The sequence below is a fragment of the Bacteroides sp. AM16-24 genome (assembly GCF_003471885.1).
Classification (GTDB): Bacteria; Bacteroidota; Bacteroidia; order Bacteroidales; family Bacteroidaceae; genus Bacteroides.
The window spans coordinates 316,138-338,206 of record NZ_QRKI01000003.1 but is presented as its reverse complement, the minus strand read 5'-3'; the positions used below and the strand labels follow the sequence as shown (position 1 = coordinate 338,206).

The window sequence follows — 22,069 nt, the reverse complement described above, 5'->3', positions numbered from 1 at the left end:
ATACCTTTTATAGTCGATTTCTAATTTCAATTCACAATTACTTCTAACGTAGTAGGCAGTAGACGTTCTACCCCATCCGGTCCCACTGCACGTACCCGGGAAATATAGAAACGTTTACCCCGTGACAAGCGACGGAACATATCCTTCTGACGTGTAGAGAACGAAGCTCCCGAAGACACTTCCGGCACGGCATTCCCCATATTATCAAAGAAAACAGCTTCAAAGCCCAATACCCGGAAATTAATATTCAGTAGCCCATCATCAATGGCAGCAACAATACCAGGAGTATTCATCAAGATAGCCTTGGACAATCCACGGCCACCACGATAACGCTTCGGCGTCCCATCTTCCGTATACTCAATAAAGGGTGACGGATCAGGCAATTGGCGTACACGGTAAGTGTAATCTCCCATTGATTGCGTACGTCCACCCACAGATGCCATCACACGAATCACTACATCCTTGCCTATAGCTGTAGGGTGAGCAATATATCCACTACCCGTGCGGGCCAATGTACCATTCCCACTTACAATACTTGCCTGCACCTGTCCTGCCGGTACCCCGGGAACGGAGATGCTGATAGGATTATCATATCCGGCATAAAGCACATTCATCATAGTAGCAGATACCGTAGCAGTAGGCTCCACCACCGTATATTTTTGGGAAAACTCTCTGCGAAGCACTTCTCCATTACCCTGTGCCAATTCCAGATAACCATCTAAAGAAAATTCCCCTGTACGATTACAAACAGTTTCGAACCAACCTTCGGCATTATCCGGCTGTTTCTTTCCGGCTATATAGATGGACGGGCGTTGTGTAGAATCTACAGCGGCCAAAATAACCCGCGCACTATACGTCCCCCCACGCACCACATTCTGAGAGGTAGGAATCACATAAGCCTGAAGTTGGTTTACGCGCACATCTTGTACATCGGTATTCTGTGTCAGCAAGTGCAAGACTTCACCTTCGGCATAACGTACATCACTTTGCAATTTGGTTAATAACGTGACAGCAGCAGCTACCGGAGTATTTTCAAAAATATACTCCTGCCAGTTCTTCCCAGCTGCCGATGCTTTATGTGGAACCTCAGTACTCAGGTTATCACGGATAATCTTCTGCTGCACCGGATCAGTAACAAAAGCCAGTATTTCACTCCTATATTGATTAATTCGATTGAACAGCTCTTTTCCTTGCCCTCTACCGGGAGCAAGCATTACGAAAGAAGCTGCTTCCAAATCTTCTCTATTGGATATATTGGTAATATCACCGTCTTTTCCATCCGCTTCCTTCACAATACGCAATTTCAATTCATCAACGTAAGCATAGAGCGAATCAGACATATTTTTCACATGTACCGCTCTCTCAAACCAGGGTCCCACTTTCTCCGGATTACGTTTATTGGCACCCGCAAGCCCATCATATAACGATTGGTTTTGCACAGTCGAGTTCGCCGTTGTACGGGAAAGGCTTTCATCTACCAATGAAAAGCCATTCAGCACATCTGATGAAACATTAAGTGCCAACAACGCCATCAAGACGATATACATCAGGTTTATCATCTTCTGACGCGGAGAATCCGGATTAGTATGCATTTTTATAAATTACAAATTACGTATTACAAATTACAATTTGGTGGCGTGACGAAGGGGACACCTTATCACCTTCACTTCACTTGTACAGCCTGCAACATACGTGCATAGACTGCATTTAGTTCTTCAATCTGACGAGCCATCTTACGGGTCTGCTCATGTACTTGGTCGATAGTATTGATCTGAGTGCTGGCACTGCGAAGCTGCATTTCATAAATGGCATTGATGCCTGCAAGATTACGGTTCAGTGCACTCATTTGCTCGGCATCATGCGACAACGACTCTGCTTGTGCGGTGAAGTGCGAAAGCATTTCGGTCATTTCTTTCAGTTGAGCGATATAAGCCTGTGTGGTTTCTTCCATTTCAGAAGTAAAAGCCGGAGCAGGAGTTCCGGATAAATTATTAGCAGCTCCTACAGTCACCGCTACAGGCTGCCCTGAAACAGAAACCTGTCTTCTTTCTTGCGATACAGTCTGATTAACATCTGCACTACCCGTCCCTCCGTCACCAGCAACTATCACTCCGCCTGCAGCTGTACCAGTCTGCCTGTTTGGCAAGTCGAATGCAGAAATAAAGAACACCAGCACTTCTGTTCCCATACCGATCCAAAGCATCAGATTGGCACCTGGCAAATGCGTCAGTTTAAACAAGGTACCTGCAATAACGATAGCAGCTCCCCAGCTATAGGCATAGTTCATTATGACCTTGCCACGATAACTCGCCATAAAGTCCTGCAACTTTTGCCCGAAGTCCCTTTTCTTGTTTACAGTATCTTTCTCCATCATTTTACCATTTTAGCATCTTATCATTTCCCCTTCTTATTATATCCCACCTGCGTACGCACACAACGGAAACCGATATACGAACGTTGCTCATTCTGATATTCGGACGCCCGGGCATCCGAACGGATGAATGCATTCACGTCCTTCCACGAACCTCCACGAACCACTTTTTTCTTCAACGCATACGGATCTTCCGGTGCGGCATTATACTGGATATCCGGATTGATATCGTTTGCCTGCAGAACTCCCGACTCAGTATATGCCGTTGATGTCCATTCTGCAACATTACCCGCCATATCGTAGAGCCCGTTTGAGTTAGGAGAATAAGCCCCCACCCGGGTTGAAATCAGGTTACCGTCCTTGGTATAGTTACCCTTGCCGGGTTTATAGTTCGCATTGTAACACCCACGGTCATCTTTGGTTTCTTCGCTGTCTTTCCAGGGATATTTATTGTCTTCCCTTCCGCGTGCGGCAAATTCCCACTCCGCTTCAGTCGGCAAGCGATAACGTTGAATATACTTCGCCTGTCCACGCAGTCCCGCAAGTAAATAGTTGGTACGCCATGCACAGAATGCATTGGCCTGTTCCCAACTGACACCTACTACCGGATGTTCGTTATAGCTGGGATGATTGAAATACAAACGCATGTATTGTTCATTATTGGCATTGGGAAAATCATTCACCCAGCAGGTTGTATCGGGATAAATATTCACGATATAACTGTTCAGAAAGTCCCATTCACTGGATAACGGACGGGTTATAGTACGATTTACAATTCGTCCTTCATCATCAATATATGCTGTATCTTTTGTTATCATGATTACTTCTTCCGGATTCACCTGGACATCTGTGTTCTTGACACGCTTGACAGGGTTCAAACGGTTACGACGCTTAGCTGCCTCGGTATAGTCATAAATTTCATAATAATAATTCAGTTGTGCTCCATCCAGCATCAGCGTACCATCAATGGGATGATGCTTATATACACTTTCAATGGCCATCTGCTCATCCTCTGTCGCCCGCTTCCACGGGATAGGCTTCGACCAATTCAAATAAGGTTTGATTGGGTTCCCTTCCCGGTCTTCTTCTATCTTATACAATTCATTGCCGCCATATGCAGGATCTGCCAGGCGCTCGCGGATAATGGAGTCGCGCACCCAGTTGACAAACTGCTTATATTCAGCAATCGTCACTTCCGTATCATCCATCCAGAAAGATTCTACCGAAATTTCCCGTGAAGGAACGATTGTTCCCCACAAACTATCTTGCTTATCGGGACCCATTTTTACCGAACCGCGTTTCACCAACACCATGCCATAAGGTGCAGGTTCGTTCCATGCTACAGCACTGGCTCCTATTACCTCGCCACCTCTCATGGAACTGTTACCTACTGTTCCCATGCACGAAATCAGCGAACCGAACAGCAACAAAGCCGCCCCGTACCACGCATGAATTGTTTTCATTCCTTTATTCTTTCCCATTGTTCGTATATTCTCTTACAAAATCCGTACGCTTTTATGCAAGTTCCGGTTTTTCTTAAACACATTCAAATCCAATGCATACCTCACCACCAGATCGTGGCTACCGCTCGCTGCACCTATCTTGGAAGTGAAACATTCATAGGCATATCCCAGCGTTACCCCTTGCACAGTCAATCCTATATTGAATGTCACCGAAGTATCGGGCGAGTAAGTCAATCCCCCGTTGAGTACTTTGGAACGATAGCTATAAAACAACTGCCCTGTTACATCCAACCGTGTAGAAGTAAAATCACTTTGCAATTGTATCGAAGGCTGTATGGAAATTAACGGATTACGTGTCTGAATATTGTATCCACCTGTCAAATAAACGATAGGATGTATTTTAATTTGGCTTTTTTCTCCTAGGGAGATGCTGGGAGCCGTCAGGTGATGGGCGGAAAAGGCTGCATAAAATTTGGGATGTGAATAATAAGCTCCCAGGCCGATATCCACGGCCGTACCGCTCTCTGCCGTAGTGGGGAAAGCCTCATCGTCTGTTTCATCACCAAGATTAATATCGGAAGGGTCAAAAGAAATGTTCAGCATACCTACCTGCAAGCCAATGCCCAGCTTACCTTTACGGATTTTCATCTGATAGGCATACTGTCCCCAGAAGCGTTGGTTGCGGAACAGACCGATAGCTTCATTAAAAAAGCCCACACCGGCACCCTGCTGTTTCTTGAACAGGGTAAAAGGCATATCCGCACCGAAATACATCACCCGCGGAGCACGGGTGAAGCCCATCAGTTGCATGCCGTACGAACCATAGATGTTCAGTTTATTATCCGTCTGTCCTGCCCAGCCGGGATGATAATAGCCCGGCACCGCCCAGTATTGACTAAAGCGCGCATCAAACTGTGCCCGTACTTCTGCCATGCAGAGGAAGAGGCACAGCAAGATTGTATATTTCAGGATAAAACAGTATCTCATCAATATAAGAACTGATAAAACAAGAAAAAATTGTGCAAGGCGGAAGCTAAAAAATAAGAAGGCAAAGAGTATGGTTCAACATTCTTTCATCTTTCAGCATCACCCTGTTCATAGGTATTCCGGCTGAATCTTCCACCTGAAGGGCAGGAAAGTGCTTTCAGGATTATCCTTAGCTGTTCCTTTCATTATCCATTGCATTCCACGAGAACAATACACCTTAACGCTTGTGTCTTGACACCTTGAAGGTATATATTAATAACTGCAAAGCCTAATTATTCAATTAACCCACTGGAGTTGTTCGATTGAATGACTCCAGTGGGTTAATCAACCGACTCCAGTTGTTCAATCGAACAACTGGAGTCGGTCTTTTTCAAAACGCCGTGTACCATACTCTATGGCAGGAAGATTTCCCTATACAAAACGCTATTTTTAGCTATCTATACAGAGAATACCACGTGATGACAAGTGATGGCTGAAAGCTGAAAGAACTTCTTCCGTTCTCCGCTTAATCGAATTCCGGTACATCTTCATTTGCTTTACCGTTACCAAGCAAATACTATCTTCGTAAAGATAAACATAAATAACAATAAGTAAATTCCGTACAATGAATTTCTACATTTAGAAAAGAATATCACTATTAATCAACCACTTATAAAACAGTAATTTTCTGTCAACAAGAAGTTAAGAGTTTGCCGACAAGGAATCAACTTCTTGTCGACAAACTCCTAACTTCTTGTATGCAAGGAATCTTGAATTTTCTGATTATTCTACAAAGAGTCAATAAACAGCAATCTACTTCCTAAGTTTTCTCATATACCTCTCACAATAAAATACTCACCTCCTTCTTCTGTCATCAAATCATATTCGTATACCTTATTAAGAATTGGATATTCCGCATGAATCTCCTCAGACACCAAAGGTTCTTTTATATCTGCCGGCTGATAAAAGACATTTTTATTCTCACCTTCTGCAAGCTTCAGCCCCTCTCCCCTCAACGGAACATAAGAACGCAATCTCAAATTTCCACCCAGACGAGAAGATATTCTGGCTTTCAACAACTGTCCGGAACCCCAGTCCATATTTACCACAAAACCTCCACGAGCCACCAAGCCCTCTACCGAACCTTTTGCCCATGCATCCGGCAACGCTGGTAGCAAATGTACCGCACCATCATGACTTTGCAATAACATTTCAGCAACCCCTGCCGTATATCCAAAATTACCGTCTATCTGAAAAGGTGGATGCGCATCGAACAAGTTAGGGTAAATACGTCCCTGAAATAAATTATTAATGATTCTAAACGCATGATTGCCATCCAACAAACGTGCCCACAGGTTTATCTTCCAACCTATCGACCAGCCTGTAGCCTCATCACCACGTTGTAATAATGTGTTTTTTACCGCCTGAAACAGCAAAGGGTGCCCATAGGGTGAAATCTGATTACCGGGATACAGACCATACGCATGTGAAATATGGCGATGCTTGTCATTCGGATTATCCACATCTTCCAACCATTCCTGTAACTGATTATATCGCCCTATCTGCATGGGTGCCAAACGCCCGATCATCTGCTGCAAAGTATCCGCATACACCTCCTCTTTTTCCAATATCCGACAAGCCTCTAACGTGTTTGCAAACAAATCGAACACAATCTGATTATCCATCGTGCAACCTGCAATAGTAGAAGAAGCATTTGTCTTCTCATCACCTTCCGGACCATGTTCCGGAGAATTGGAAGGACAAGTCACCATCCAGCCATACTTGGGATGCACCACCAGAAAATCAAGGAAGAAATCAGCCGCACCTTTCATGACAGGGAAAACCTCCTTTAAGAAAGCCTTATCTCCCGTATACAAATAATGCTGCCATAAGTGTTGACATAGCCAGGCACCACCATTCGGCCACATTCCCCAAAAGGCTCGATCAACCATACCCGTACAACGCCAGATATCAGTATTATGATGGAGCACCCATCCTCTGCAACCATACATTGAATGAGCCGTTTCTTTTCCACTTTCCGACAATTCTTTCAGCATCTGCATCAATGGCAAATGACATTCACTCAAATTAGTGACTTCTGCCGGCCAGTAATTCATTTGCAGATTGATATTGACCGTATATTTGCCGTCCCACGGAGCCAAAAGGTCCTTATTCCAGATGCCTTGCAAATTAGCAGGCTGCCCTCCGGGTTGCGAAGAAGAAATAAGCAGATAACGACCATATTGAAAAAGTAAAGTAGCCAGAGAGACATCATTTCCTTCATTGAAATGCTTAACCCGTATATGTGTTTCCTGAGTTGCAGTGTCAGAAGTACCTAAATCCAGTTTAACCCTGTCAAACTGCTGTCGGTAAGAAGCAATATGTTCTGTTTTAGCTTGCTTATATGGTTTCTTACGGGCAGCATCCAAATAAGCCGCAGCCTTTTTATGAGCGTTTCCACTCACATTCTTATAGTTGACAAAATTGGTAGCGGAAGATATATAGAGTGTAACCGCATCAGCACCTTCCACCCGAAGCGATTCTCCTTTTACGACGACACGCCCCCCTTCATTCTTTGCTTCAACCTGCGTTTCTGTACGAATAGCTCCCGGAACACCTTCATGTTCTTTTCCTTTAGCTGTCAGCACCAGTCTTTTGTTCCAACTTTTCACCTCATGTTCCAAAGGCGACTGAAACAAAGCTGTAAATGAAAGGCTCTTCGGTTTATCTGCCGTAAGCCGTACAACAACCACATCATCTACAAAAGAAGAAAATACTTCTCTGGTATATGTCACCTCCCCCACCTTATAGCGGACAGTAGCCACAGCTTTCTCAATATCCAGATCCCGGTAATAGTCCGTAGCAGACTCATGTTCCGGAAAGTGTAGCATCAGACTGCCAATCGTCTGATAAGGCATTCCATTCCGGGGAGTCTCGAAATTCCGGGATACTAAATCCTGTGCTTCCTGGTAACGACCTTCAAAAACAAGTTGCCTGATTTGAGGCAATACCTGCAATGCTTTCGGATTATCATTCCGATGAGGGCCACCTCCCCAGATGGTTTCCTCGTTTAACTGTAATTCCTCATTATCTGCGCCACCAAATACCATGACTCCCAAACGGGAGTTGCCAAGCGGTAATGCCTCAGTCCACGTTTTGGCAGGCTGGCTATACCAGAGTTTCAAGTCGTCGGCAGACACAGCCAACGAATACACCATTACAATAAATAAGAAAAAGATTTTGCTATATCTCATAAAAACACCTCACTACTATTTTCTTATTATCACTTCAAAGGCTGGTGATATCCCGCCTCAACCCAATATACTTTCTTCCCTAATTTTATGGTTGCTTTTCCGGTAGAAGAATAGAACCATTCGTTCCCTTTCCGATAGACAGAAACAGAAACAGGTTTTGATGCCTCTATGGCATACTTTCCCTTTTCTATTCTCCGCCCGTCTATCATATAGATTTGCTCTATTCCATCCGGCCATTCTGTTATAAGACCAAAGGTTCCCTGAAAAGCCAGATGCTTGCCTGAAGAGAAAACTGCATCCGGAGATGTAGCACTAAGAATATAGTCCTTGCGCTTACCCTCCGACTCCACACAAAGTGCAGCTACCGCTCTATCCATCTTCAACTTCTCCACTCCTATTACTGAAGCGCTCCCTCTTGCAGCTTCAAAGACAGCAGCAAAAGGCGAATCCCATGCATTATTATCAGTTTGCCGTACCATCAAAGTGGGAGTAAAAGCAGGTGCCATACTCACATCATCAGGGGTTAAGCCTTTTTGTAAAGTCGTGTAAGGGGCTTCCATACTATAAAGTTCGCGTCCATCTGCCCCCAACATCCACATTTGCACCGACATAGGTTGTTCACCGGAAGTGATTTCCCAAATTGCCTTGAAATCATTCGTACAGGAAACCCTGCGCAAGTTCTTGAACCAGTCATACCCCCTATGATAAGTAGTTTCAAAACGATCAACCGAAGTCAATGGAAGTAATTGTCCGGCGGTAGTTTCAAATCTCAAAGCCTTTCCGACATTATGAAACAAATAATCATTATCTGCCTGGTCCGAACGGAATATATCAACATAGTACCCTTTGTCCGGAGCTGTTTTTATCATAGCTACTACCCTTCGTTTCTCTGCCGCCTCCATATCTGCCATATTGATATATGGATTCAGCGACTGAGCATTCACAAAACTCCCGTCATTTACACGAGGCTCCATAGCGCGAACAGTTACCTCCCCTTCCGTATAGCCGGGCAAAATAGTATTACTGCCCGTTGGAGACTGATGATACACCTGATCTTTGCTCCAATAAGATTCATATCCGGCCGCATCCGGAGCCAATGCATAGCCAAAGCCATACAATTGAAGAGCCAAGCCATTAGGAGTGAGATGATACCCCTTACGTCCACCATGCAAAACTGCCATAAGATTTTCCTCTGACGGTTCACTCTTCATGGTAATAAGCCGGTGATGGGGCGAATAGGATGTACGCTCCGAATCAATCTTCCCACTCTCCGGGATAGCAGCGACATAAGTGCAAAGATGTGTCCAGTCGGCAGAATGACGTTGATAATTACCAGTAGAGATTCCCATGTTCAGGGCAGCGGCTACGCGTGAAGCGTTATCTGTATCTCCCATTTGCAAATAATAGGTTAGTAAATGTTCGAATGTTCCGAAATTAGCTGGTCCTCCCCGGCTGTCTCCGAAGACAATCATATTAGCTCTATCATCCATCCAGGGAAAAACGGCAAGTGCGGCTTTCTGCAAAACCGGATTATCGGCAATGATATCAATCCCGTTTCTTCTCAGTAAAGTAGCAAAGTCAAGCAACATACTTATTGTTCCGAAAGAATATCCGGGTGACTCCGGCCACAATCCGGTTACAGAATCATAACTTTTCAAAATATCGGGAATCGCATCGTGATAAGGAGTAGATTCCGTAGTAAGATAATGCAGATAATATGAACGTCCTTTTCCATCAGGATATGCCTCATTCTCTTCCAGTGCCAATATAGGGCGCAACAGCATATTCCAACCGTTCACATTCCAGTTTCCGGTTTTTCCACCCCGCACAAAACCTATATCGATAAAACGCTTGAATACCGTTCCCGCAACTTCAGTCATTTCTTTTCCTATCGCTTGAAGATGAGGATGTGGATGCGCAAGCAAATAGTCGTACGTAAAATCATAAACCATAGCAGCGTGCAGAGCCAAGTCGTCATGAATCTGCTCATAATCATAGTATCCGCAGATTCCTCCCGGCTCATATCCCCCTTTCCCTTTGGAAGATTGTCCGGGATCCAATATAGGATTCATATAGTAAGTTCCCAACAACCAAGCGTTGAAAATATCCGTTGCAAAACGAGCATATTTTTCTTCTTCCGTCAGCCAGTACAGAAAAGAAGCCTCCTCCGCCAGCGTAAGAATCTCCACATTGTTGGAGCGTATCATGTGCCCGGATTCCTTATACGGAACCAGCACTTTGGGAGCTGACGGGTCGGCACGGTTCACTCCCCACATGTCTCCCGTTTCATTATAAGGGGAACGCTCTTCTAAAGGAACATTATAATATTTATTCCAGGTACGCATTCCGGGCATACGAACAGTAGGCACAGGGGCATTGCCTTCCCCATAATCCCACGTTTCTTTTTTCAGATAACATTGCGTATATCTTTCTCCCTCTTTCCAATACATTGCAAGCCGGGAAACAATCCATTCCGGTTCTGACTGATGACGCTCCACATAGGGGTCTATCTTATGTTTTATACGTTCAAAAGCTTCCTTTGCCCAAGCCTGACCGGAGATTTTTTCCTTTATAGCTGCCTTGTCCGAATCAGACACATAAATATGGGGATGTATAGCCCATAAAGAACCTGCCATCACCTGAAACAAAAAAATGATCCATATCCTTTTAATCATAACCATGCTCCTTTATGTTTCAAACTATAATTCTTTAATCAATACACAACTCCACGGCAACAAGTCTCTGCTGAAAGTCAATGTTCCGTCGGCTGCCACCCGGATCATCTCTTTATGTGTTCCCCAGGCTTTCTGTTTCAAATAAGCTGTTTCTTCACGTGTAGGTGAATGCGGAGCACCGATGGCTACATAATCATCATATATATTTCCATGCTCTTTATCCAATGTTTCTATTGTAAAAGTAGTTCCCGGCTCCAAGCCTTTCAGCACTAAATCCACTTTCTTGGAAGAAGCATTCATATAATTATTAAAATTCCTGGCTGAAGGAACGGCTTCTTCATACTCTTCAGGATAATTGAAAGCAATAGCCGTCACTTTACCACTTTTCGATGAACGGCTCACAAATACCGGGTCATTATAATAAAGTTCTTCATCCCCTAACTGGTGAAGCATACGATAAGCATGAAAAGAAGGTTTCACCAATCCCTGAAAATTAATCATACCGAAACCACCGTGAAAGATACTTTCACCACCGCCTTTTTCTTCAAACACGTCCGTGAATGTCCAATACATCAATGAATTCGCCAATCCCAGGCAATCCAGGTTCGACTTGATGATAAATGCGGCAGGAGGCAATATATCATGCATACGGTCACGACTATTCGGACTGGTGCTCCATTCCGTCAAATGTATTTCCGCATTCGGGTATTTGCTCTCTGCCAATTGTTCCCGTAACCAGTTTATATCATCCTTCAATGAATGAATATACCGGATTGCATCTTTACTACGGTTCGTTTCCGGGTCTAAAGCATAGTCGGTCGGATACGGATGTGTAGAAACAAAATCTACGGGTAATCCTTCTTTTTCACAATATCTAAGGAAATCTTCAATCCATACTCCTTTCCATTGTTTCGTATTGATTACTTCCTGCGAGTAGAACACCGATTTCTTATGATCCATTACTTCTCCTTCATGGCGTTTGTCTGCCACATAGTTACTGGTAGCGGGACCGCCAATCTTTAATTGTTTATCTACAGATTTCACAGCCAGGGCTGCTTCTTTATAGAGTCTGAAGTAATCACTTCTTGTGCCATGAAAGAAAGCACCGTTTCCTGTCAGGTTCGGTTCATTCCATACTTCGAAGTACCAGGTTCTTACTTCTTCCAACCCATACCGGTCTACCACATGCTGCGTAAAGGCTTTCACTAAATCATGCCACTTGCCAAAATTATGACGGTCGACAGATACATTTGCTTTCCACCAGAACTGAGTTTTACTATCCTTCAAAGCCATATCCTTCGGGAAAAAAGCCAGTTCCACAAAAGGCTTTACCCCCATATCCAGCATCCGGTCATACAGTTCATCCACGTACTGCCAGTTATACACCACCTCTCCATTCGCTTTCTGAAAATAGATGAACATATCATCATGGAAGATTCCATGCATACGCACATATTGAAAACCACACTGCTCTTTCACCAAATTCAAGTGTTCCAGCCATCCGGCACGAAGCCCTTCATTAGCACGACCGGCACCTACACCCACACTCCAATAATGAATAAAAGGCTCACCTTTACTCGTCACATCAATACTTTGCGCCATAAGATTCCCTCCCAAAAGCGCAAATATAGTCAACAAAATCACAAATTGTCTCTTCATATTTTATCTGTTTTATAAATATCAATTATATCATCATCATAGACTCCTATGTTTATAATGAAGTACGGATCAACTTCCCATTCTACTCAACCTCTTCTCTATTTCAGATTTATTCAAAAGTTAGAGAATATTGAATATCCATATTACCGCGAGTGGTTATTTATGATTTGATAATGAAACCAATCAACATCAATATACCCGGCTTCTTTTTCATCATTATAGGTGTAAACACCTATCATGTTCCCTCTAAAATTTGCAGGTTTCAACTGATATATTCCACCAAACTTTTTAAACTCTGTGCCATCTGTACTATATTGGAAACAAGCCATATTATCAAAGCCAACACAAGTGCGAAAATAGACAACCTTTTGATTAGCAGGTAGAGAATCACCCTCTATGATCTCACCATTCATTTCATACTTCAGCCTCTTTATTCCCTGATTCAAACAAACGGCAGCGGAAGCATACGACTTCCCACCATTAAAATGTGCCAACCCCGCTTCTTGTCCACTTACCATACCTTCTATTTCTATTTTTGTAGTGACCACCGTAGTATCGCTACGCATATATCGCTGGTTTATCGTATTTCCTGCTTTGAGAAAGCCTTTTTTATCAACCGAAGGAAAGGCGTGTAACCTCAAATAGCCTTTCCGTTCTTTTAGAGACCATTTGTCTTTACGCGGTTCATGATTCCACATCCATTTCGGATCCAGCTCTTGCTCAGAAAACTCATCACCCGATTGCGGCACGGATAATGGAAAGCCCATAACCGGTTTAGGTAACTGATAAGCCATTTTCCCTTCCATATTCTGAATATCAACTCCTATAACAGGCCAATCGTCAATCCACGTAACGGGCAGCAGACAAGGAGGACGTCCTTCGGCACTATCCCGCGTAAATTGTCCCATCCAAAACCAACGCCCGTCTGGAGTAGTTACATAACCACCTTGTCCGGGCAAACGCAGATTATCTCTGCTTTTCACTTTTTCTACAGTGAATATTTCATATTCTCCCGGATGCCCCGGAGCACCGGGAGTGCCATCCGGCAACGTTCCGAACAAATTGCGGGAACGGAAGATATAAGTCCCCTCGCCCATTCCTTTATTCGTAAATTCGATATGTTGCAAATAGTAATAACCGTTACGCTTAAAAATCCGGTTTCCTTCGCTGGAATGATAAGGTGAAATCACAGTACCACCATCCGGATATTGATACAAAATATTTTTCTGGTCAAGATGTGTAGAATCTGCATCCAGCAAAGTTGTACCATCCTCAGACATCTGAAAAATATAACTATACCAATACTCTCTTCCCGGGTGGCTACTCACCAAATAAGCCTTTCCATCGTCATCCCAAAAGGGGCAAGGGTCAGACCACCGGGTTACCCGCAAAGGACGACCGTATTTGTCCTTTACGAACTGACTTTTCCAAGGACCCGCAGGATTATCAGCCGTAGCCACATAGAAACCATCTGTATATAGATTTACATAAATATAAAATTTATTGCGATGATAAGTGATAGTTGGAGCATAAGCTCCACCGTTATAACGCTCCATCCGTTTTACACTGTATGCAGAATCAACCGACACTAAATCAGTCAGTGCTGCACCTATTGTTGTCCAGTTCACCAAATCCTTGGAATGCAGAACCGTAACACCCGGATAGCTCTCAAATGTAGAAGCTACCAAATAATAATCATCGCCTACCCTGAGCGGATCAGGATCACTGTAATCAGCCGCAATCACAGGATTGCGGAAAGTGCCATCTCCCTGGTCACCCCATAATCCTGTCTGCTGGGCACTTATGGTTTCCCATAAAACACCAATCATCAAAAAGAATAATTTAAATCTCATCATAACACTTTTTTATTTATTTCCCACCGTACGCCAATTGCAATTTGGCAAAGAAATCGTCCAATACAATACGTCCGTTGACATGCTTATAAACCCTGATTTCACGATTGCCATCCACCTTTTCATACTTTAAGTCAGATGAAATCCTTGGAGCGGGTACCATATCATAATAATCCGTATGCTGATTAGAGTTCAGTATCAAACTGATAGCAGGAGAATCTCCCAAAGTCCAATCCTCTCCACGAGGCCAGCCTTTCACATCTTTTCTATCTTCATTGAATTTCAATAAAGTCTTATACAAATAATCCCCAATACGTCCGCACGGCCTAACTTTTAAAGCTATTTCGGCTGTACCAACCCTCACCATACTATACACATTAGACGGTACTTGCCATACATTTATTGATGAGCCAAAAACCACATTCACAGAATTTACGTCGCTCCGCAAATTATATTCATTCGCATTATCAGGATAAGCGCCACCGCCACTCCACACAACCGTAATCCGCGATGCTATCTCAGGATTCTTTAAATAAGCAGAAGCGACATCTGTCAACGGTCCGCCGCATATCACATATAATGGTCGGGGATCTTCTGATAAAGCTTCACGAATAATCAGTTCAGCACCTTCCGATATAACTGGAGTCTTTAAATCATCCAATGGCTTAGGAGCTCCTCTTAATAATGCCACTTTGTCCGAAAGGTCACATTTTTCTACAATACGCACCACTTCATCATAACTCTTTTCCATTGATTGCGGCACTCTGTCTTTAAAATGCGCTGCAACAATACCTTTCACTATAAACTGGGGGGTCAGTAAAGCATGTACTATCGCATAAGCATCATCCACTTCATTTGCCGCATCCGTACTGACAATCACTCTTACCCGTTTTTCTTCGGGAACAGAATAAGGCAGATTGTGAGTCAGACTCTCAGCTGTCCTATTTTCCGCCACCCGGGTAACGGGTACGATCTCCGCTTTTTGTATATCCGCTCCACTAGCCGTAGGACGCAGACTGACAGCCAGGTGATTTTCACCGCCAATATTCAGCCAACATTCCGGAATATAGTATTCATACTGGGGGCCTTTTTCCCAACAGCGGCCGATGCAATGTCCGTTTACATAGATAAATCCATTTCCCGAATGTTTCAAACGAAGATGATAAGGATACCATATTCCGTGCGGCTGTTCGGGCAAGATAAACGTAGAGGAATACCATAACAGAAGCGGTTCATATAAATCAGTGCTTCCCTCCACTGCATTTCCCTGCAAATTATTTCCTTTGGACAGACTCACTCCACGTTCTTCTTCTGTATACGCATATTCCAAAGCAAGCTCTTTGCCACCACATTTCACATAGCCTATCCCCATGTTCCAATAATCTTCCACGATTTTCTTTGTGTGGTGGTGCAGCCCCTTACTTTCAAAAAGCATGATTACTTCTACCTTTTCATTTACAGCAGAATCACCCGGCAATTGATAAGATGCGCTATATGCATCCTCTTTCAATACAGGTAGCAGTTTTCCCTGAACAGACACCAGTACTTCATCCGCATCCGTACCATTTATCAGTTTATGACCAATACGGCCCACTTCAAGTAGTTTTCCCTGTGGAGCATACGTACGGTAGTACGCAAAATGTCGTCCGTAGATACCGTCATTATCCAAATATTCTCCTTTTCTCAATTTCTTCCAATGAACGGGAAGCGGATCAACAATCCGTTTGCTACACTCCAACCTGATAGTATCCGCTTTGACTGCCGGACGTGATTCCGTCCCGGGAAGTTCAGGTAACCAATCGCCTTGAGTTGCACCTACAGGCAGGTAATAAATCATGGAGCCAAACGGTTCCAGTGCAAAATCAAATGCAAGATCAGAAGTTTGTATAGTGCCAAAATGATGGCGGGTATGTTCCTCCGTTCTCAGAAAATAATACCGATCTCCATTCGAGGCCTGCCGAAGTACCAATTTTACATCCGGATCAGTAGTAGTGTAATCCACTGAAGTTACGTCGGCACGGGCAATCCTGGTGCCATGTTCTTTCAGCAGATACGACAATCCACGAAAACGGCGATAACGCTCGTTGGTCGAACCATTTTCTGCAATGGCAGAGGCAAAATCGTAAGTGGTTGTCGTCTGCCGCGAAGCCCAATCGTCGAAGTTGGTGCCGCCCACCGTCATGTAGTAACTGATGCCGCAAAAGCCCCTTTGAAGGGCATAAAGCGTAATGTTCTGTGTCTGCACCGGGTCCACTCCGTCCTGTTCCCAGCTCAGCTTTCCGCCTACATCGCTATACCACCCGCCTTGCAGTTCACCGGAGATAAGCGGCTTGCCCGGCTGGGTTTTCAGTTGCTGGTTAATCAGCCGCCCGAAGTTCTTCTCTATCTCCCACCGGGGATAACTGTTCACCATATCCACTACCCCGTTCAGCGGGCCTTCCATCACGTTACGTGCCTCGGAAGTCCAACAAGTGATGATGGGGACATCGATGCCATATTTACGTGTAAGTTCCGTCAGCTTGACCAGATAGTCTTTCTTGTCTGCCGAAGGGAACCACTTGATGCGGTTGAACTCATTCTCCACCTGAAAGAGAATGACACCCGACGCACCTTTCTCTTTGCGGGTAATCTGATGCGGAACCACCACGCGGCACACCGCCTTGTACCAATGCTCGTTCCAGCGCATAAATTCCGGGTCGTTGCTTTGCAGCCAAGCCTCAAACTTGGTCTTGGCAGGCTTCTTTCGCATCAGCCATTGCGGAAAGCCCCCGCCGCTCCATTCAGAGCAAATGTAGGGACCGGGACGGGCTATGACGTAAAACCCGAAGTCTTCCGCCATTTCAAGGAAATCTTCCAACTGCCGCATATCGAGGCAAGATTCATCATTCACCGACTTAGGCATACGCTGTTCGTGCCAGTTCCACGGGATGTAGGTCTCCACGCAGTTGAACCCAGCTTCCTTGAGTTTACTGAACCGGCTTGCCCACAACGGTTGCGGCACCCGGTAATAATGGAATGCACCGCTATACACAAAAACATCCTTTCCTTCAATCTGGATGCAGCGGTTGTCAAAACGGATACGTTCGGGATGCGGAAATACCGAATCGTCCACCGTAGAAAAGTTGTCATCCTGATAGGCAGAGGCATCAGCCGACTTGTCATTCATGACAGCCAAGTCCGTAATATTTTGGGCAGATAGGAACAAAGGAACGATTCCCAATAAAGCCACTATATATTTTTTCATCATAGTCGATTTATGCTGTTTTATTTCAAATCAATATTTATTTTCTTAAGCGAATACTCAGCCGAGCTTCCGCCATACATAAGGGTATATTTTCCCGACATGACACGCATGGTATGGGTCGCTTCATCAAAAGTCTCGAACTGGTCGGGTTGAATGACAAAAGAGACAGTCTGTGTTTCGCCCGGTCGCAACGTAACGCGCTGGAAGTCGCGAAGCGTCTTGATAGGGCCATTGACATCCTCTGTACGGCGGATATATACTTGCGCAATTTCGGTACCGGCTCTCTTGCCTGTATTCCTCAACTGGAAAGAGAGACGGACGGAACCGTCTTTCTGACATACGGCTTTCCCTTTCTTATACTGGAATGTCGTATAACTCAAACCATAGCCAAAAGGATAGAGAGGCTCTCCACGGAAATAACGATACGTACGGTTGCTCATGTCGTAGTCCTCATAATCGGGAAGTTGGGAGAGGTTCTTATAAAAGGTAAGCGGAAGTTTCCCGCTGGGATTGTTACTGCCGAACAACGTCTCGGCAATAGCCAATCCTCCCTGCTCACCGGCATACCAGGCCTGTACAATGGCATCCGCATGTTCCGTTTCGGGAACCATCGCCATGGCACTGCCCGAACAATTGACGAAAACCACCTTCTTGCCCGCCTCATGCAAAGCCGCTATCACGCGCCGCTGTGCTTCGGGCAGTTCAATGTCCGTACGGTCTCCACCACGGAAGCCCGGAAGCTTTACTTTCATCTCTTCCCCTTCCAACTTCGATGAGATGCCGCCCACAAAAATCACCACGTCCGCATCACCGGCCCGCCCGACAATCGAAGCCACATCCATTCCGGTTGTCCGGGCATCCTCCGCTGTCTTCACCTCTTTCTGCTGTGTACCATCGTATGGAATGCCTGTCTGTTGGCCAACAGCCTGATCCGTATAGGTGCAACCAGGGATATAGCGTGCGTTCGGCACGAAATGTCGGATGCCGTCAAGCACCGTGACCGTATGAAACGGACGGCCATAATAGTTTCCCCATAGCATCATGGAATCAACGGCATTGGGTCCCATGACCGCCACATCCAAATCCGTCCGCAGGGGCAATATGTCTTTCTTGTTTTGTAGCAACACGATGGACTCACGAGCCATCTGAAGGGCCAGTTCCTTATGTTCCTTGCGATTGACAACACTCATCTGGATGTTCTTGAAAGGAACTGCGGACGCATCGTCAAAGTCGCCTACCTCAAAACGGGCTTTCAGCAGACGGCGTACGCTCCGGTCAATCTCTTCTTCGGTAATCTCACCTGCCACCACCGCCTCGGGCAGTGAGCGGTAATTTCTGCCGCACTCCACATCCGTTCCTGCCCTGACAGCCATCGCTGCCGATTGATGTTCGCTGTCAGACACTCCATGACGTCCTTTCGCATGGAAATCGGAAATGGCACTGCAATCGCTCACCACCAGTCCCTTGAATCCCCATTCATCACGCAAAATCTGTTGCAGATAGCGTGTATTGCCACAACAAGGCTCACCGTCGATACGCTGATAGGCACACATCACTTCGCGTACATCGCCCTCTTGTACCAGCGACTTGAAAGCCGGAAGATAGGTCTCCCACAAATCGCGTGAAGAGACATTCTCCAGATTGAAACTATGACGATTCCACTCCGGCCCGCTATGCACCGCAAAGTGCTTGGCACAGGCCAGCAGTTTCAAGCAACTATCCTTGCGCACACCGTCAAAGGTATATCCCTGCAATCCTCTGACAACGGCCAGCCCCATGCGGGTAGTGAGATAAGGGTCTTCACCGTAGGTTTCCTGTCCGCGCCCCCAACGAGGGTCACGGAAAATATTGATATTCGGAGTCCAAAACGACAAACCCTGAAAGCGTTTGATTTCGCCGCTCCGGCGAGCTTCGTTGTTCTTGGCACGCGCCTCATCACTGGCCGCGCAATAAACCTGATACAACAAACTGTCATTGAAAGAGGCGGCCATACCGATAGTGGCGGGAAACACAGTCGCTTTTCCATTCAGTCCCACCCCGTGCAATGCTTCGCTCCACCATTCAAACTGGGGGATGGCCAACCTGGGAATGGCCGGTGAGCCATTTTGCATCAGAGCCGCCTTCTCTTCCAACGTCAGCCGGCTGCAAAGGTCGGCAGCCCGTTCTTCGGCGGACAAAGCGGGATTCTTGTATTGCTGGCCAAACGCTGTGTTTCCCAACAGAAGCAGGGCAAGCCCTGCTATGGTCATTTTTCTTTTCATGGTCGGTGTATTAAAAGTTTGCTCCTTTTCCAAATCAGAATCCATTTATTGTAATGATATCCAGCGAGAAGGCGGGAAGTGTCAATTTCAGCTTGCCACGCGATACAGGAAGTGTCACCACATGCTGCGGTCTCACCAAGTCCTTCTGCTCCATGGAGTTCTCATCGGTTCCCTTTCCGGACCACATACGGATCAGTTCCACCTGCTTTACTTCGGCATCTTTGAAATCAATGTCGATGCTGACACTTTTATCTGTCGGGTTCGCCAATTTCAAGTAGCCGGTTGCCCCGTCTGCCGTGAGCGTGGCCGAGGTGTAAATCCACTGTTCGGGATAAAGGCTCACCTGGTGTGTCAATTCATTATTCAGGAAGCACGACACCGAATCGCCCTTCACCTCTATGCGGGCATCGTACCACTTGCCTTCCTCCAGCACTCCGTTGTACTTGTAAGCCAGCGTGCTGACCTCCCCCTTCCGGTGCAGCTCCAAATTATACCGCTTGTTGTGGTCGGCTCCCAAGTGCCATACTCCGTAATCATCGCTTCCCTTGTGGTGGAAATAGAGCTTTACCCCCTCCTCGTTCTTCGAATAGCGGAAACGCTTTACTGATGTGTAACGTTGCGGATTATCCGCCACCCGAAGCACGGAATCCACGGTATGCTTCACCGGAACATTCTCCACCGGATAGCAGTTGTTCTGCTCCACGCACTTCACTTGATAGTCACCCACATGGGTAGCGAAGAGTTGCTGCACATGATAGGACGGGGTCACGAACACCTCGCCCGAATTGAAATGTATCATATCCGGATTCCAGCGGGCTTCGTTCTCATTCTTGAAGATAGGGGCATAACTGTTCATCTTCACGATGTCACCGTTGCGCTCCATCCCCATCATGAAGACCGCTTCGCCCAGCGCGGCATTGAGGTTGCCGTTCGTGCCGCACTCCTTGGTGACCGCATATTCGCCCACATAGACTTTCGGACCGCAACGATCGTAACTGTCGTACTTGCGGTAGCGGTCGATGAACCAGCGGGGATTCCGGTAATAATGTTCGTCCACATAGTCCACCGGATGATTGTTGCGCCATTTCGGGTTGAAATCGAAAGCGTCCACATTGCCGATAATAACCATTTCCGGATAGCGTTCCTTGATGGCACGGTAGAACTGTATGTAGCGTTCGGGGTAATGGTCACTCTGCTGCTTCACGTTACGTTGGTAATTCTCGTTTCCTATCTCTATCAGATACAGGCCGAAAGGTTCGGGATGCCCGTTGGCAACACGCATGGCACCGTATTTTGTGGTGGCACCCCCATTGGCATATTCAATGGCATCCAGCGCATCCTGTATGTACCACTCTATGCTGTCGTGCGGTGCAAAGCCTCCATGCCATATCCCCACATTCGTGACATACATGGGAGTGGCTCCCAAATCTTCCGCCAACTGCAAATATTCATGATACCCCAACCCATTGCTTACCGGATATTTCCACACGTTGATGTGCGAAGACCTTTCTTCGATAGGCCCGATTGATTTTTTCCACTTGAATTGCTCCAGCTTCCCGTCAATCACTTCCCCCTCCACGAAACAACCTCCGGGAAAGCGCATGAAACGCGGCTTCATGTCTGCCAGCAACTGCGCCAGTTCGGGGCGACAACCGTTCTCCCGACCTTTGAAGGTAGGGGGGAACAGGGATACCATATCCATCCAGACGGTGCCCGAAGTATCCATAGAAAGCACTAACCTTGCCTGCGCATCATCGGCATCCGAGAGGAATTCCACCGTATATTTCTGCCATCCGCGTTTCAATTTCCCGGCTACCTTGGCAGTGGCATACGTGGCCGTTCCGGCTTTGTCTTGCAGGGAAGCCGTTATCGTCCCCTTGTACCCAACGGCTTTCGCCCAAAGAGAGAGGGTATATTTCCGTCCCTTAACGGCGTTGATTCCCCAATATCCCTCGTTGACCAACTCCACTTTTCCCGACTTGCCCACGGAAGCGATTTCCACTTTCAGGGCTTTGCGCTGAACCTGATTCAGCAAACCTTCGCCCTCCAGCTTCATTTCGGCTGATGCGCCTATCGGATTCAGGCTCCAGTAGAGCGGCACGCTGTCGCAATCCTCGAAAGAACGGTTACGCACCAGCTCCGCATACAACCCGCCGTCTGCGGCATGGTTGATGTCCTCGAAAAAGATGCCGTAGTGCAGCGAGTCTATCTTTGCACCGCGTTCCTTCATATAGACCTCCAAGCCGATTTGGGCATGAACCGTCTGGAATAGCAAACTTGCCAGGCATCCTAAAAACAGTGACTTCATTTTCATAAGCTTATC

11 protein-coding genes are annotated in these 22,069 nt (G+C 46.0%); all 11 read right to left on the bottom strand.

Features of this window, described 5'->3' with window-relative positions:
• Positions 1 to 26: 26 nt before the first annotated feature.
• Positions 27 to 1,592, bottom strand: a complete 1,566-nt coding sequence (gldM, locus tag DW182_RS05710) for a gliding motility protein GldM (RefSeq protein WP_118294941.1) — start codon at positions 1,590 to 1,592, stop codon at positions 27 to 29.
• 71 nt (positions 1,593 to 1,663) lie between these two features.
• On the bottom strand, positions 1,664 to 2,374 hold the full coding sequence (gene gldL / locus DW182_RS05705) for a gliding motility protein GldL (RefSeq protein ID WP_118294940.1): 711 nt from the start codon (positions 2,372 to 2,374) through the stop codon (positions 1,664 to 1,666).
• Positions 2,375 to 2,394: 20 nt separating this feature from the next.
• The gene (locus DW182_RS05700) at positions 2,395 to 3,852 is read right to left on the bottom strand and encodes an SUMF1/EgtB/PvdO family nonheme iron enzyme (protein WP_118294939.1); all 1,458 of its coding nucleotides are present in this window, start codon (positions 3,850 to 3,852) and stop codon (positions 2,395 to 2,397) included.
• 15 nt (positions 3,853 to 3,867) lie between these two features.
• Positions 3,868 to 4,821, bottom strand: a complete 954-nt coding sequence (locus DW182_RS05695; RefSeq protein WP_118294938.1) for a PorP/SprF family type IX secretion system membrane protein — start codon at positions 4,819 to 4,821, stop codon at positions 3,868 to 3,870.
• Between the two features lie 809 nt (positions 4,822 to 5,630).
• A complete protein-coding gene (locus tag DW182_RS05690; RefSeq protein WP_118294937.1) occupies positions 5,631 to 8,054 on the bottom strand; it encodes a glycoside hydrolase N-terminal domain-containing protein in 2,424 nt (807 codons plus the stop codon).
• 29 nt (positions 8,055 to 8,083) lie between these two features.
• On the bottom strand, positions 8,084 to 10,729 hold the full coding sequence (locus tag DW182_RS05685; protein WP_370449796.1) for a hypothetical protein: 2,646 nt from the start codon (positions 10,727 to 10,729) through the stop codon (positions 8,084 to 8,086).
• A gap of 24 nt (positions 10,730 to 10,753) precedes the next feature.
• Complete coding sequence (locus DW182_RS05680) at positions 10,754 to 12,388, bottom strand: glycoside hydrolase (RefSeq protein WP_118294935.1); 1,635 nt, start codon at positions 12,386 to 12,388, stop codon at positions 10,754 to 10,756.
• Between the two features lie 143 nt (positions 12,389 to 12,531).
• The gene (locus DW182_RS05675; RefSeq protein WP_118294934.1) at positions 12,532 to 14,244 is read right to left on the bottom strand and encodes a glycoside hydrolase 43 family protein; all 1,713 of its coding nucleotides are present in this window, start codon (positions 14,242 to 14,244) and stop codon (positions 12,532 to 12,534) included.
• Positions 14,245 to 14,257: 13 nt separating this feature from the next.
• Positions 14,258 to 17,488 (bottom strand): beta-galactosidase, encoded by a 3,231-nt coding sequence (locus DW182_RS05665; protein WP_199678553.1) that lies wholly within the window; start codon positions 17,486 to 17,488, stop codon positions 14,258 to 14,260.
• Between the two features lie 17 nt (positions 17,489 to 17,505).
• Positions 17,506 to 19,746 (bottom strand): glycoside hydrolase family 3 C-terminal domain-containing protein, encoded by a 2,241-nt coding sequence (locus DW182_RS05660; protein ID WP_199678552.1) that lies wholly within the window; start codon positions 19,744 to 19,746, stop codon positions 17,506 to 17,508.
• A gap of 34 nt (positions 19,747 to 19,780) precedes the next feature.
• Positions 19,781 to 22,060, bottom strand: coding sequence for an alpha-L-arabinofuranosidase C-terminal domain-containing protein (locus tag DW182_RS05655; protein WP_118294933.1), 2,280 nt, complete (start codon positions 22,058 to 22,060; stop codon positions 19,781 to 19,783).
• Between the last annotated feature and the right edge of the window lie 9 nt (positions 22,061 to 22,069).